The organism is Pollutimonas bauzanensis (genome assembly GCF_040393045.1).
Lineage (GTDB): Bacteria > Pseudomonadota > Gammaproteobacteria > Burkholderiales > Burkholderiaceae_B > Pollutimonas > Pollutimonas bauzanensis_A.
This window is the reverse complement of record NZ_JBEBUX010000032.1, coordinates 19,179-34,091: the sequence shown is the minus strand read 5'-3', so window position 1 is coordinate 34,091 and position 14,913 is coordinate 19,179. Positions and strand designations below refer to the sequence as shown.

Genomic DNA, 14,913 nt, shown 5'->3' with positions numbered 1-14,913 from the left:
TAAGGGAAAAGCCTGGCTACTCTACCCAGGACGTCACTCAAAAAAAACCGGCCACATTGAGCCGGATTTTTGTTGATGCTAATGATCAGCTTAGATGGGCTTTCGCTTATTCGATATTTTGCGCCTGCTCACGCATTTGCTCGATCAGTAATTTAAGATCAATGGCAGCACGTGTGACGCTAAGAGCGCTCGCCTTGGATCCCAGGGTGTTGGCCTCGCGGTTCATTTCCTGAAATAGAAAATCCAGGCGCTTGCCGGCGCTGCCGCTATTCTTCTTGTCTTTACGGCTGCTTGTTTCGCCGGTGCTCAACAAGTGTTCCAGCTCGGCGATATGCGAACGCAGCCGCGATAGTTCTTCGGCAACATCGATGCGAAGGGAAAACAGTGATGCTTCCTGGGCGATGCGGGCAGAGAGTTCAGCGCCGCTGATCTGCGCGAAACCATCCGGGCTTACGGCCAGTAGCGCATCGCGCAGTTTATTGCTGATTTTTTCCTGATGTTCGGCCAGTAACGCCGGCAGTTCTTTTTCGACCTGGTCAACAATATTGCTGACTTCGACGGCGCATTCTTGCATCATGGCGGCCAGACGCTGACCCTCGCGTTCACGTGCGGCTTGAAGTTCGGTCAACGCTTGACTGATGGCCTCCTGACACATGGCGGTCCAGATTTCTGGGTCGAATGAGTTGCTTTCAGCGCCGCCCGAACCTGCCAGCATTTCGCTTAAGCGCGGAGCAGGCGTATCCGGAATGACTTGGCGCGCGGCCTGCAGCTGGCTGGCCAGGGTGGCCAGGTACTGGGAATCCAGGCTGACGTTGGCGCGGGTTTCGGCCCGAGAATAATTGACACGGATGTCGACTTTGCCTCGCGTAACCGTTTGATTTAGCTTTTCGCGAATTAAGCCCTCCACCATGCGCAGATCTTCCGGCAGCCGGAAGTTGATATCCAGAAATCTGCTGTTAACGGTGCGCAATTCGATCGTGATGCTGCCTTGCACGGATTCGGCGCGTGCGTTGCCGAAAGCGGTCATGCTACGGATCATAAGAGGGAGTCCTGTTCTTTTACGTAAAGTAGGTATTGTAAGATGAGAGTATCTTGCCTTATTGATTACCGCTACCAAATGGAGTTTCTTTTTGTCTGAATCCACGCTCGTATCCTCCTCTGATTCCGTTATCGTTCGTCCAAGCGGGCGTTCCACCACTACCTTGAGGCCACTGTCCATTGAGGTCGGCTATACCCGGCATGCCGAAGGCTCGGTGCTAATCAAAGCGGGCGATACGCATGTGCTATGCAATGCCAGTGTGCTGGAAAAGGTCCCGCCCTTTTTGAAGGGCAAGGGTCAAGGCTGGGTTACCGCTGAATATGGCATGCTGCCGCGCTCCACACATACGCGTTCCGATCGCGAAGCCGCACGTGGCAAGCAGAGCGGCCGCACGCAGGAAATCCAGCGTTTGATCGGTCGCAGCTTGCGGGCGGTGTTTGATTTGACGGCGTTGGGCGAACGTACGCTTCATCTGGACTGCGATGTGTTGCAGGCTGATGGCGGCACACGTTGCGCCAGCATCACTGGTGCCTGGGTGGCGGCTGCGATTGCGATACGCGGGCTGCGCCAACAGAATCTGCTGGCTAGCGATCCTATTATCGACCACGTTGCGGCAGTTTCTGTTGGCCTAGTCAGTGGTCGTCCCGTACTTGACCTGGATTACATTGAGGATTCAGGTTGCGACGCAGATATGAATGTTGTGATGACAGGCGCAGGCCGTTTTGTGGAAGTGCAGGGCACAGCAGAAGGGCAGGCATTTGAACGCAGCGAATTAGACGCGCTGTTGGATATGGCGCAAGATGGCATTGCGCAACTTGTAGTTTTGCAAAAACAAGCACTGGCATAATAAAAAAGGCGGCCCAATCAAGGGGCCGCCAAGGCTAGGGCCGATAATATCGGCCCTATATAGATCTTGCTTTATTGCTCGGTAACGAATCGCCCGACCAGTTCCACTTTTTCCAAGTCCCATACGTGCTTGACGAGGGCTTGGCTTTCTTCTTTAGTGGCTGCATTGCGATAAGTGCCAAGTCGCAAGGCCTTGTCTTCAATTTCCTGACGAGACAATGTATTGCCAGGGTCGCCTTTGGGTTCGTCGACACGGCCTGAAAAAGTTTGGCCGTCACGAGTTTGTACGGTAACTTTGCCTATCCACTGCCGTGGGTAAGCGCCGTCCACTTCAGCGTCCAATTGCATCGAGACCAAGCCGCGGAAACTCGCAATAGCAGGGTCGTCCAGGGCAGCGTCGAATTCGGGCAGGCCCGCGCGACCTTGTTGTGCGATCAAACCAAGCACTGTCCCCATAGAGAATTTTGACTGATGCACTGAGGTGGGATTGACCACAGGACCTAGCACGTCAATGGCGCCTTGGTGTACATGGGCAACAACACTGGCGATATCGCCTATGGCCAATTCGTGTGCCTTCACGATTTGCAGCAGAGCATCCGCGGCGGGATGCGTATGGCGGCATGAGGCGTGATATTTGAACGAAGTTTCCAACACAGTCCAGCGAGAACCTAGACCGTCCGTCAGCTTGGCGGGATCGGCGTCCTGCGACATGCCTGCTCCCATGCCCTGAGGGCCCTCAAGGATGCGCTTTGCGCCGGTGAACCCGTCATGCGCCAGGTAGGCTGCTGTCAGGCCGTTGGCGGCAGCCTTGGCCGTATGCAGCTGCTTGGAGTCGGCGGCATCGCGCAAGAATTCCCACAACCCCGCTGCTTGCGTACCGGCCGAACCCAATGCATTAAGCATTTGCTCGTTGTTCAGGTTAAGCAGGCGGCCGACGGCTACCGCGGCAGCTAAGGCGCCCGCCGTACCTGTGGTATGGAAGATCTTGTAGTGCGAGCGACCCAGGAATTCGCCAACCCGAATGCCTACTTCATAGCCGGCGACGCAGGCGACGAGCAAATCTTTACCGGATCGTCCGAGGGCTTGCGCCACCGCAATGGCAGGCGGGAAGACGACAGCGGCAGGATGAAAAACTGAACCGTTGTGAACGTCGTCTTGTTCGACCATATGCGCCGAGGCGGCATTGACCATTGCAGCAAACAAAGGGCTGGTGCTGCGCCGGGTAACCATGTTCTCGGATGGCCCGCTTGCGGGCCCCATAGTATCGGCGAATTGAGCGATGGTTTGCACCGGGCGGGCGCTGGAGCCAGCCAGCACAGAGGCCAGACAGTCGAGCATCAGGTCTTCCGTGCGGCGCAACACTGCCGGTGGGATATCTTCGTAAGCGAGTTGGGCGGCGAATTCTGCAAGTTCAGCACTGGGATGAGTCATGGCAAGTTCCAGCTAAGTGTTACAAGGTAGGTTAACAGCCAGGCTGCTCTAGAAAGAGCGGGGCAGGCCAAGTACGTGTTCAGCGACGTAGGACAATATCAAGTTGGTGGAAATGGGCGCCACTTGATAAAGGCGGGTTTCACGGAACTTGCGTTCAATATCGTATTCGTTCGCAAAACCGAAACCGCCATGGAATTGCAAGCAGGCATTGGCCGCTTCCCAGGATGCGTCGGCGGCCAGCAGTTTGGCCATGTTGGCCTGCGCCCCGCAAGGTTGGTGGGCGTCATAAAGACGGCAGGCTTCGTAGCGCATCAGGCTGGCGGCTTCAATATTAATGTGCGCGCGCGCAATGGGGAACTGCACACCCTGGTTCTGACCGATAGGGCGGTTAAAGACAATGCGTTCTTTTACATAGGCCGAGACCTTGTCAATAAACCAATAGCCATCGCCTATGCATTCGGCTGCGATCAAGCTGCGTTCAGCATTCAGGCCATCCAAGATATACTTAAAGCCTTTGCCTTCTTCGCCGATAAGGTTTTCGGCGGGGATTTCCAAATTGTCGAAAAACAATTCATTGGTTTCGTGGTTGACCATGTTAAGGATGGGGCGTACTTCCATGCCCTTGCCTATGGCTTCGTGCAGGTCGACGATAAAAATCGACATGCCTTCGGATTTTTTCTTGACCTGTTCCAGCGGGGTGGTGCGTGCCAATAAAATCATCAGGTCGGAATGCTGGATGCGCGAGATCCAGACTTTCTGCCCATTGATGACGTAACGGTCGCCTTGCTTGACTGCGGTGGTTTTGATTTTTGTGGTATCGGTGCCGGTTGTGGGTTCGGTAACGCCCATGGATTGCAGGCGCAATTCCCCGGTGGCGATACGGGGCAGGTAACGTTGTTTCTGCTCGGTCGAGCCATGGCGCAGCAGCGTGCCCATGTTGTACATTTGCCCGTGGCATACGCCGGAATTGCCGCCGTTACGGTTAATTTCTTCCATGATCACCGAGGCTTCTGTCAGGCTCAGGCCCGAGCCGCCGTACTCTTCGGGGATCAAGGCGGCGAGCCAGCCAGCTTCGGTCAGGGTGTTGACGAACTCTTCGGGGTATCCGCGCTCGTGATCGATCTTGCGGAAATATTCGGGAGGGAATTGTGAACACAGGTCGCGGATAGCATCGCGGATTTCCTGGAAAGCGTGTGGGGAGTGCGGCATGGTAGATAAGCGTCCGGTTTTATTACAATGGCTATAACTTTGCCTTAACGTGAGCCTCTTGCCAATTATTGCTTAGTTAAGCGGGGGTTTACCAATTTTGAAGAGAACATCTATACATGGCAATGCACTTTGATCTGACCGATATGCAGCTTATGGTCAACGTCGCGGGCGCCCAAAGCATGACCAAGGGTGCCGAGCGTTCTTTTCTATCGTTGCCTGCGGCCAGTAACCGCGTCAAAAATCTGGAAAATCACTTAGGCACAGCGCTCTTCTATCGCAACAGCCAGGGTGTGACGTTGACTCCTTCGGGCGAAGCCTTTGTTCGGCACGCAAGAATCGTGCTGCGCCAGCTTGAACATTTGCGCGGGGACATCCAAGAGTACGCCAGCGGGGTGAAGGGCCGGGTGCGGGTGTATGCCAATACCACGGCCATGAATGAGTTCATGCCGAACATATTGGCGACCTATTTGGCAGCGCATCCCGATGTCAACGTCGAGCTGCGTGAACGACTCAGCTATTTGGTCGTCAAAGCCGTTGCCGATGGTACAGCCGACATAGGTATTACCGCACAAGAGGGCGGTGGCGAAAACATAGAGTTCTTGCCCTACAGAACAGATCGCCTGGTGCTGGTCACCCATAAGGATCATGCGTTGGCAGAACACAAAAGCGTCGATTTTGATGACACGCTGAGTTACGACTATGTTGGCCTGTCCGAGGCAAGTGCCATTCACGCTTTTTTGTTGCAAGCCGCTGATGACTTGGGGCGGGTCTTGCGCTTTCGCGTCGAGGTCAGTAATTTCGAAGCGGCCTGTCGCATGATTGCCGCACACGTGGGCATAGGCGTGGTTCCTGAAACCGCCGCGCGCCGGTACGTAAAGGATCTTCCTTTGCAGATTATTTCCCTGAACGATGCATGGGCGCTGAGGCGCCTGCATATTTGTGTTCGGCAATTCGACAGGCTTCCTGTATTTGCCAAGGAACTCGTTTCCTTGCTGGTCAAGGATGGTTCCAAGGAGAACAGTAATGTCTAAAGTAGTTCTTGCTTCTAATAATGCGGGCAAGCTCAAGGAATTTTCAGCCATTCTCTCCCAGGCGGGTATCGAGATGGTGGCACAGGGCGAGTTGGGCGTGCCCGAGGCACCCGAGCCTTTTTTAACTTTTGTCGAAAATTCGCTGGCCAAGGCCCGGCATGCCAGCAGTCTTACGGGCTTGCCGGCGCTGGCAGATGATTCCGGACTATGCGTGAAGGCTTTGCACGGGGCCCCTGGCGTGCTGTCGGCGCGTTTTGCTTCATTAGCAGGCGGCGAGAAGTCTGACGCAGCGAATAATCTGCATCTTTTACGCCAGCTGGAGACCAGCAGTGATAAGTCCGCCTGTTATGTTGCGGTTCTGGTGTATGTTCAATCAGCTGATGATCCCATGCCCATCATTGCCCAGGGCGTATGGCAGGGTGAAATCGTGGATACGCCAAGAGGCGCTAATGGTTTTGGATACGATCCGCATTTTTACGTGCCGGCATTGGGTAAAACCGTGGCCGAACTCGATCCTGCAGTGAAAAACCGTTGCAGCCATCGGGGCCAGGCGTTGAAAGCATTGCTGCAGGCCCTGACTGCGCAGGCAGTCGTTACTGTTTCTAACTAATTTTCAGAGACCTTGGTGCATCCTACCTTCTCCATAGTGCCCGAAAGTCAGGTCAGAAAGCCGGGCGTGATTCCTCGCGTCGGCGCCGCTCCGGTGTCCAAGCTGACTAGTCTTCCTCCTTTGTCTTTGTATGTTCATGTTCCCTGGTGCGTACGCAAGTGTCCTTATTGCGATTTCAATTCTCACGAATTGAAAAACGAAGTGCCGGAGCGAGAGTATTTGGCTGCCCTGCAGGCCGACCTGGAACAAGCGCTTCCGCTGGTGTGGGGCCGTCAGGTTGTGTCTATCTTCATTGGCGGGGGAACCCCTAGCCTGCTATCGGCCAGAGCTTTGGACGACATGTTGTCCCTGTTTCGCGCCTGCATGAACATTTTGCCGGATGCTGAAATTACCATGGAGGCCAATCCGGGCACTGTCGAGGCGGGGCGCTTCGCAGAATATGCCGCCAGCGGCGTTAATCGCATTTCCTTGGGTATACAAAGTTTCGACGATCAGGCGCTTAAGGCCTTAGGCCGCATCCATGATGGCCGCCAGGCGTGCGATGCCATAGCCATTGCGCAACGCGCGGTCCAGCGGGTGAACCTGGACTTGATGTACGCCTTGCCGCAACAGTCGGTCGAGGCTTGCGCCCAGGATTTGAAGCAGGCCATGTCATTCGAGACCGGCCATTTGTCGTTATATCACTTGACGCTTGAGCCCAACACCGTTTTTGCCAAGTATCCGCCGGTGGTGCCAGATGACGATACCAGTGCGGCGATGCAGGATTTGATCACCGAGGCAACCAGTGCAGGCGGATGGGAGCAATACGAGGTGTCGGCGTACGCTAAGCCAGGCCAACGGTGCCTGCATAATCTCAACTATTGGGAATTCGGTGATTACCTAGGCGTAGGGCCGGGCGCACATGGCAAGTTGTCGTTTCATGACAAAATCATTCGTCAGGCCAAGCTCAAGAACCCTAGCTCGTGGATGCAGAATGCCGTGCGGCGCGATGGCAGCCATGTCGCTGAAGAGCGCGTTATCGCGCCAGGGGAGCTAGGCTTTGAGTTCATGCTGAATGCATTGCGCCTGAAAGCAGGTGTTCCGGCAAGCAGCTTTCGCGAGCACACGGGCTTGTCTGTTTTGTCGATTGCACCGGCCATTAACAGGGCGGTTTCCAAAGGTTTGCTCGAGCCGGATCCTTCCCGCTTTCAGGCAACGCCGCTTGGCTGGCGATTTTTGAACGATTTGCAAGCCGAATTTTTAGATTAACAAGACGACTAACGACTTGTGCACTACAATTTGCACCATCATGGTGCGTTATGCCCCAAACTGGTGAGAAATAGTGCTTCGAATCGGAGCCTCCTGCATTTTCTATCTCTAAAAGCTGGCACGTCTATTGCTTATCTAGTTCTATCTCATCATCATTTTTCGATTTCATTGGTTCAGGAGCCTATATGTCCACCCCGCAAGAAGTTGTCAAGTTAATTGCAGATCGTGAAGTTGCCTTTGTTGATTTCCGCTTTACCGATACATTGGGTAAAGAGCATCACCTGACTGTTCCGGGTCATGCGGTTGACGAAGAAAGAATGGAAACCGGCGTGGCTTTCGATGGCTCGTCGATAGCCGGGTGGAAAGGTATCGAGGCATCCGATATGGTGCTGATTCCCGATGCCAAAACGGCCCACCTGGATCCATTCCGTGAAGAGACTACGCTGATCCTGACTTGCGACGTCGTTGAGCCATCTGACTTGAAAGGCTACGACCGTGACCCGCGCTCGCTTGCCAAGCGCGCTGAAGCCTATTTGAAGTCCAGTGGCTTGGGCGATACCGCCTACTTTGGTCCTGAACCTGAATTTTTCGTATTTGACGGCATTACCTGGAACGACGATATGTCGGGCAGTTTTGTCAAAATCAAATCCGATGAAGCGCCATGGTCGCGTGGGCTGGACATGGAGGGCGGCAATCAAGGCCACCGTCCTGGCGTCAAAGGCGGCTATGTGCCGGTGCCTCCTGTCGACAGTTTCCATGACATGCGTTCCGAAATGTGTTTGCTGCTGGAACAGCAAGGCGTGCCCGTGGAAGTCCATCACCATGAAGTCGCCGGGCAGGGGCAGTTGGAAATCGGTACGCAGTTCAGCACGCTGGTGCAGCGCGCCGACTGGAATCAAATTCTGAAATACACGGTCCACAATGTGGCGCATGTCTATGGCAAGACGGCTACTTTTATGCCTAAGCCAATCATGGGCGATAACGGCTCGGGCATGCACGTGCACCAATCCATCTGGAAAGATGGCCAGAACCTGTTTGCAGGCAATGGCTATGCAGGCTTGTCTGAATTTGCCTTGTACTACATAGGCGGCATCATCAAGCATGCCAAGGCCCTTAACGCAATTACCAATCCAGGCACCAACTCCTACAAGCGTCTGGTGCCCCATTATGAAGCACCGGTCAAACTGGCTTATTCCGCGCGCAACCGTTCGGCGTCGATACGTATTCCTTACGTCAGCAGCCCGAAGGGCCGACGTGTCGAAGCGCGTTTCCCTGATCCGCTCGCCAATCCTTACTTGGCCTTCGCGGCCCTTATGATGGCTGGTCTGGACGGTGTGCAGAACAAGATTCATCCCGGCGATCCTGCCGACAAGAACTTGTACGATCTGCCGCCAGAAGAAGATGCGAAAATCCCAACGGTATGCTCATCGCTGGAAGAGGCCGTGGCTGCGCTGGATCAGGATCGCGAATTCCTGACACGCGGCGGCGTTTTCAGCAATGACATGCTGGATGCCTATATCGAACTCAAGATGGCTGATGTGACGCGCATGCGCATGACTCCTCATCCTGTTGAATTCGACATGTATTACAGCCTTTAATCACAACGGCAATCCCGCAGCGCGGGTTGCGGATGCCGGTGATGTGGGCATGTTGAATTAGCGCGATGAGCAGGCCGGTTTGGTTTGCCGGTCTGCTCAAGCTGCAACTTGCCATCCCTATGAACGACGTTAATCCGGCCTTCGGATTGGTAAAGGCGGATCATGGACGTAGCCAGTTACGACTTATTATCGACAGCGATTTTATTGCTGGATCGTCGCGGCTTGATCGAGTATGCCAATACCGCGGCAGAAGAATTGTTCGGTCTGTCCCGTCGGCAATTGATGCGCATTGAGGCAAGCAGGCTGTTTAGTGCTGATGCTACGTTGCAAGCCCGATTTCCAGACGCGATAGCAGGCGAATTCGGTGTTATGCGTCAGGATCTCACGCTGGAACGTTTGGGCGCGGCCGTACCGGTCAGCCTTGCTATTGTGCCCTTGCACAAGCAGGCCTGGACAGCCTTGCTGGAAATCCGTGTCATAGAGCATCACATCCTGATGGATCGCCATCAGCAGCTTAGCAAGGAACTGGCCGCTCAACGGGAGTCTTTGCGCAATTTGGCCCATGAAGTCAAAAACCCTTTGGGGGGCATACGCGGTGCAGCCCAGTTGTTGGAAGCCGAACTGGGCACGGACACGCTTCATGAGTATACGCAGGTCATTATTGCCGAAGCCGATCGCTTGGCAAGCCTGGTTGACCGGCTGATAGCGCCTCAGGGTGAAACCTTGCATAAGGGGCTGTTCAATATTCATGAGATTTGCGAGCGGGTCTACACCCTGGTTAGTGCGGAATTTACGAAGCTGGATGTGATTCGTGATTACGATGCATCAGTGCCTGATTTACACGGAGATTTTTCAAGGCTCTTGCAGGCTTTTCTGAATATTGCGCGCAATGCGGCGCAGGCTTTGACTGAGGACCCGCAGGTTCAGATGCCCCGGCTTACGCTACGAACCCGTATTGGTCGCCAATTATTATTGGCAACCCACCAGGCAAAGCTTGCTGTCGTGGTTTCAGTCATTGATAACGGGCCGGGAATACCTGCGGCGTTGCATGACAAGGTATTTCATCCGCTGGTGACGGGGCGGCCCAACGGCACCGGCCTGGGCCTGAGTTTGGCTCAAGAGTTTGTGCAACAGCATGGCGGTATTATCGAATTCGATTCGCGGCAGGGCCATACCGAGTTCCGGATGATCCTGCCTTTGGAGTATGCATGAAGCCCGTTTGGATTGTTGACGATGACCAAAGCATACGCTGGGTACTTGAAAAAGCACTAGCGCGTGAAGCGATTCCTGCGCAGACTTTTGCGTCCGCAAGCGAGGTGCGCGAGGCCTTTGAAAACGGTGTGCCGTCGGTGCTGGTTACCGATATCCGCATGCCGGGTGAAGATGGCTTGAACCTGCTGCACCGTATTAAACAGGACCATCCCGGCTTGCCGGTGATTGTCATGACAGCCTTTACCGATTTAAACAGCACCGTTGCGGCGTTCCAGAAGGGGGCTTTCGATTACCTGCCCAAACCTTTCGACGTTAATGTGGCGGTAGCGCTGATCCAGCGGGCAATCCAGGCGGCGGCAGGTGGTTCGCATGCCGGACCAGAGCGCACTGCGATTCCGGCCGAGAGCGAAAGCAACATGATGCAGTCATCGTCGCCCGCGATGCAGGAGGTTTTTCGGGCTATCGGCCGGCTGGCGGCATCCAGTGTGACGGTGTTGATTACAGGCGAATCAGGGACCGGCAAAGAACTGATTGCCAAGGCGCTGCATACCCATAGCAATAGGGCCGATGGCCCCTTCATTGCATTGAATGCCGCAGCTATTCCGAAGGATTTGTTGGAAGCAGAATTGTTCGGCCATGAGCGTGGCGCCTTTACGGGGGCCACCCAATTGCGCCGCGGCCGTTTTGAAGAGGCGCGCAATGGCACGTTGTTTTTGGATGAGATCGGCGACATGCCGTTTGAACTTCAAACCCGCTTACTGCGAGTGCTTGCTGAAGGGAGCTTTTACCGGGTGGGCGGTTCTCAAGCCATTCATGCCGATGTGCGCATTGTCGCGGCGACCCACCAGCCCCTCGAACAACGGGTAGCGCAAGGGCGTTTTCGCGAAGACCTTTTTCATCGACTTAATGTCATTCGGTTGCGGCTTCCTCCTTTGCGGGAACGCAAGGAAGATATTCCTGCGCTTGCCCAGTTGTTTATGCAAAATAGTGCGCGCGACCTGGGCGTGCCTGTGCGTCGGTTTTCGCCGGCCGCTTTGCAAGCAATGATGAGGTTTGACTACCCAGGAAATATTCGCCAGCTGGAAAATTTTTGTCAGTGGCTGACAGTCATGTCTTCCAGCCAGCTTGTCGAAGTCAAGGATTTACCCCCCGAAGTGCTCGGACAGACTCAGGGCATTGATTCCGTCGTCGGCTACGAGAAGCAGGATAGTCCAGATGCCTACACAAGTGAGCATGATCATAAGGAAGCACTCGCTTCAGTAGCTCAAGAGGCGCCCCAAGCTTCCTGGTTGCCGCTTTTGGCACGCGAGGCGCAAGCCAGGCTGGCGCGCAGTGAGCCGGCGATCATGGCGACGCTTACTCGTGATTTTGAACGTACATTGCTGGAAACAGCATTACGGCATAGCCAGGGGCGCCGCATGGAAGCCGCTCAGCGTCTGGGAATAGGGCGCAACACCTTGACGCGCAAGTGTAGTGAGTTAGGTCTGAACGACAACGCGGACGACGCACAGTGATTCAGGCATAACAATTGCTCTGCCTGAAGTCTTATCATCCTGAAGGGAAGCATTATGGCGCATGACGCAGGTCGACCCCGGCATTTACGTCATTTTCTATTGTTTTCTATCGTTTTGGGAGCTTCGGCGTTGCCAGCTTATGCCCAGCCCGCGGCTTCCACAAATTCGGCGCCGTTGCATGCGACTGCTTCTGCTGATCACTCGCCAGGGCAGGGGTGGGGCTTCCGCCTTGGCTTCCAGGATCATTATCGAAACGCAACCCTGGTTTATCAAACGCCTACGTGGTGGAGCTACCGATCTCAAAGTGGCTGGGGGCGTCTTGAGCTTAATGCGGAACTAGGGGTGTCTTATTGGACCGCCACACAAGGCGACCCGGATTCTTTGTGGCAACTCAGTGCGACACCTATGTTGCGCTGGTGGCCAAATGAATATTTTTATACCGAGATTGGCGTGGGCGCCACCGTGTTGAGCCGCACGCGATTTGCCGATCGTCATTTTGGGACTGCGTTTCAGTTTGGCGATCATGTCGGGCTTGGCTTCTTGATAAACCGTTCGCATGAGATAGGCCTGCGGTTTTCCCATTTTTCCAATGCCGGGATAAAGTTGCCCAATGACGGATTGGATTTATATCAACTTACCTACACATATCGGTATTGACGAGCCAGGCTGTGTGTTATGTTGCATCCCCGCGTAAATAGGCTTGCGCGCGTTGCGCCATCAAGGCTTCGCGTTTGATAAAGTCGGCAACGAAAGCGCTGGCCGGATTATTATGCAAGCCATAAGGGGTGTCCCATTGCGCAATGACGCCGCCTTGCATGACGCCGATACGGTCGGCGATCGCAAAGGCCTCTGCTTGATTGTGTGTGACCAGTATGGCGGTGTGGCCGGTTTTTTTCAGAATGTCGCGTACTTCAAAAGCCAGGCGTTCGCGGGTATCTACATCAAGGTTCGAGAACGGTTCATCAAGCAGTAAAAGCTCGGGTTCGGGGGCGAGGGCGCGTGCCAGAGCTACACGTTGTTGCTGTCCTCCAGAGAGTTCGTGAGGATACTTTGCGCCGGACTCTTCCAGGCCGACAAGTGTCAGCAATTCATGCACGCGCAGTTTTCGTTGTGGTTTGGTCCAGCGGCGCAGCCCGAAGGCGATATTTCTTTCTACATTAAGATGCGGGAACAGCGCATAGTCCTGGAACATCATGCCTACATGTCGATGCTCTGGCTCTATCTGTTTATCGACTGTCGACAGCGCCGTGTCACCCAGGGATATGGATCCTGCGCGTAGCGGTTCGAATCCGGCGATGGCGCGCAGTACTGTGGTTTTGCCGCAGCCAGAAGCACCCAGCAGGCAGCCAATGTGGCCCTTTTCAAGTGATAAGGACAAGTCCTTGACGACAGCTATCGCGCCGTCAGGCGTGTCGTACGCCAGCGAGACATGATTCAGTTTGAGCAGTTCAGACATGCTAGTGCGTTGCTTTAAGTTGAGTACGAGCCAATAGAATAACGGGCAATAGGCCGGCAAGTACGATGGCTAGCGCTGCGACAGACCCTTCTTCGTACGTGCCGCGTGCAGCCTCGGCATAGAGCCACGTTGCCAGTGTGTCGAAATTGACAGGCCGTAATAGCAGGGTTGCAGGAAGCTCTTTCATCGCATCCACAAAAATCAGCAAAGCCGCGGCCCCTATGGCTGGGCGCAGCAAGGGCAAGTGAATGCGGCGCAAAGTGCCGCTTGATGTTTCGCCCAATAGACGTGAAGCTTGCTCCATGGATGGCGGAATACGGGCCAAGCCCGACTCAAGTCCGCCTATGGATATAGCCAGGAAGCGTATGACGTAAGCGCATACTAAAGCGGTAGTGGTGCCCATTAGCAGCAGGCCCGGGTCGGCATAGCCCAGCAACTGCCAGAACCACGATGCAAGCCCGTCAATCAGCATTAGGGGGGTTAGCAAGCCAATAGCCAGTACGGTGCCTGGAATGGCATAGCCTGAGGTCGCAACCCGGGCGCATAATTTAGCCAGGGTAAAAGGTGAGCCGTGGCGTACAGCGCGTGCCGCCCAGGCGATGATCAGCCCGCAGGCCAGCGTCGCGACCGTGGCCAATAGTGCCACCTTGACGGTGTTATAGCCGCTAAGCAGCAGCTGGTCCGACACGGCGCCTACACTATTGATATGCTTGATGGTTTCGTTCAGCAGGTACAAGGCGGGGGCGACAAAGCCGATAGTAATCGGAAGCCATCCGAGGACCACAGCAATGACGGCGGCACTACCCTTAAGTTTCTTGGGTTGGATAGCTCGCGCCCGTTGAGTGCTGGCATAGCGTTGGCGTCGGCGGCCATGCCGTTCGATCAGGATGAGGATAATCACGATAGCCAGCATGGCCAATGCGATCTGGGCGGCGCCGGCCAGGTCGGAGCGGGTGACCCATGTTGTGTATACCGATACGGTCAGCGTTTGTACGCCCAGGAATTCCGAAGCGCCGATATCGTTCAATGTTTCAAGCAGCGCCAGGCTTACTCCAACAGCAATGGCTGGGCGGGCCATGGGCAAGGCCACACGAAAGAAAGTGCTGCGGCCTGATGCACCGAGTATTCGTGCGGCTTCCAGCAGGCTGGACGCTTGCGTGGCGAACATCACGCGTGTGCTCAGATAGACATAGGGGTAAAGCACAAATCCAAGCAAAAATATGGCGCCAGGCAAAGACCGCAAATCGGGAAGCCGGAATTGACGCGGGCTGTCATAGCCCAGCAGGTCGCGCAATAAGGTTTGCACTGGCCCAATCGGGTGCAGAATATCCAGGTAGGCAAAGGCTACGATATAGGTAGGCACGGCGAGGGGAAGCAATAACGCCCACGACAATACCCGGCGGGATGGAAACTCAAATGCGGTGATAAGCCAGGCGCTGCCTACACCCAGGCAACTGACCAATATGCCGACACCCATTAACAGGAATACCGTATTGCGGAATGCAGTAGGCAGTACATACGTCAATAGGTGCGACCAGTGTTCAGTCGACCCTTGGAGTGCGAACCAGCATAAGGTAATAACAGGGGCCACTACGCACAGCGCGATCGCAATGGCGCTGACCCGCCAGCTTAAGCCAGCTTCACATGAGAAAAAACGGCGCAAATACAACAGCGGGTGTTCCTGCAAAAGTGAATAAAGCGCGGACATCCAAGCCCGCG

General features: G+C 55.0%; 13 protein-coding genes. 8 read left to right on the top strand and 5 right to left on the bottom strand.

Annotated features, from left to right (window positions below):
- Nucleotides 1-106: 106 nt before the first annotated feature.
- Entirely contained in the window at nt 107-1,039 is a 933-nt protein-coding gene (locus tag ABWO67_RS07215) for a YicC/YloC family endoribonuclease (RefSeq protein WP_353149607.1), read from the bottom strand.
- Nucleotides 1,040-1,130: 91 nt separating this feature from the next.
- Here ABWO67_RS07215 and rph point away from each other — a divergent pair, with 91 nt between their 5' ends.
- A complete protein-coding gene (gene rph, locus ABWO67_RS07210) occupies nt 1,131-1,886 on the top strand; it encodes a ribonuclease PH (RefSeq protein WP_353149605.1) in 756 nt (251 codons plus the stop codon).
- Nucleotides 1,887-1,957: 71 nt separating this feature from the next.
- Here the strand turns inward: rph and ABWO67_RS07205 are convergent, their stop codons facing one another.
- Both ABWO67_RS07205 and ABWO67_RS07200 read right to left on the bottom strand, forming a co-directional pair.
- Complete coding sequence (locus ABWO67_RS07205; RefSeq protein WP_353149602.1) at nt 1,958-3,316, bottom strand: MmgE/PrpD family protein; 1,359 nt, start codon at nt 3,314-3,316, stop codon at nt 1,958-1,960.
- 48 nt (nt 3,317-3,364) lie between these two features.
- Nucleotides 3,365-4,525: an acyl-CoA dehydrogenase family protein gene (locus ABWO67_RS07200; protein ID WP_353149598.1), complete on the bottom strand. Its 1,161-nt coding sequence runs from the start codon at nt 4,523-4,525 to the stop codon at nt 3,365-3,367.
- Between the two features lie 116 nt (nt 4,526-4,641).
- Here ABWO67_RS07200 and ABWO67_RS07195 point away from each other — a divergent pair, with 116 nt between their 5' ends.
- The 7 genes from ABWO67_RS07195 to ABWO67_RS07165 all read left to right on the top strand — a co-directional run bounded on the left by ABWO67_RS07195 (nt 4,642) and on the right by ABWO67_RS07165 (nt 12,395).
- Nucleotides 4,642-5,556, top strand: coding sequence for a LysR family transcriptional regulator (locus ABWO67_RS07195; RefSeq protein ID WP_353149595.1), 915 nt, complete (start codon nt 4,642-4,644; stop codon nt 5,554-5,556).
- Nucleotides 5,549-6,166, top strand: coding sequence for an RdgB/HAM1 family non-canonical purine NTP pyrophosphatase (gene rdgB / locus ABWO67_RS07190; protein WP_353149592.1), 618 nt, complete (start codon nt 5,549-5,551; stop codon nt 6,164-6,166). The genes ABWO67_RS07195 and rdgB overlap by 8 nt, the downstream gene beginning before the upstream one ends.
- Before the next feature lie 66 nt (nt 6,167-6,232).
- Nucleotides 6,233-7,414: a radical SAM family heme chaperone HemW gene (gene hemW / locus ABWO67_RS07185; RefSeq protein ID WP_353149610.1), complete on the top strand. Its 1,182-nt coding sequence runs from the start codon at nt 6,233-6,235 to the stop codon at nt 7,412-7,414.
- Between the two features lie 185 nt (nt 7,415-7,599).
- The gene (gene glnA / locus ABWO67_RS07180; protein WP_353149588.1) at nt 7,600-9,012 is read left to right on the top strand and encodes a type I glutamate--ammonia ligase; all 1,413 of its coding nucleotides are present in this window, start codon (nt 7,600-7,602) and stop codon (nt 9,010-9,012) included.
- 162 nt (nt 9,013-9,174) lie between these two features.
- On the top strand, nt 9,175-10,224 hold the full coding sequence (glnL, locus tag ABWO67_RS07175; RefSeq protein WP_353149585.1) for a nitrogen regulation protein NR(II): 1,050 nt from the start codon (nt 9,175-9,177) through the stop codon (nt 10,222-10,224).
- The gene (gene ntrC / locus ABWO67_RS07170) at nt 10,221-11,738 is read left to right on the top strand and encodes a nitrogen regulation protein NR(I) (RefSeq protein WP_353149582.1); all 1,518 of its coding nucleotides are present in this window, start codon (nt 10,221-10,223) and stop codon (nt 11,736-11,738) included. The genes glnL and ntrC overlap by 4 nt, the downstream gene beginning before the upstream one ends.
- Before the next feature lie 54 nt (nt 11,739-11,792).
- Nucleotides 11,793-12,395 (top strand): acyloxyacyl hydrolase, encoded by a 603-nt coding sequence (locus ABWO67_RS07165; RefSeq protein WP_353149579.1) that lies wholly within the window; start codon nt 11,793-11,795, stop codon nt 12,393-12,395.
- Between the two features lie 16 nt (nt 12,396-12,411).
- Here ABWO67_RS07165 and ABWO67_RS07160 read toward each other — a convergent pair whose 3' ends face one another.
- Nucleotides 12,412-13,194: an ABC transporter ATP-binding protein gene (locus ABWO67_RS07160; protein ID WP_353149575.1), complete on the bottom strand. Its 783-nt coding sequence runs from the start codon at nt 13,192-13,194 to the stop codon at nt 12,412-12,414.
- A 1-nt stretch (nt 13,195) separates the two neighbouring features.
- Nucleotides 13,196-14,902, bottom strand: a complete 1,707-nt coding sequence (locus tag ABWO67_RS07155; protein WP_353149572.1) for an ABC transporter permease — start codon at nt 14,900-14,902, stop codon at nt 13,196-13,198.
- Nucleotides 14,903-14,913 lie beyond the last annotated feature (11 nt).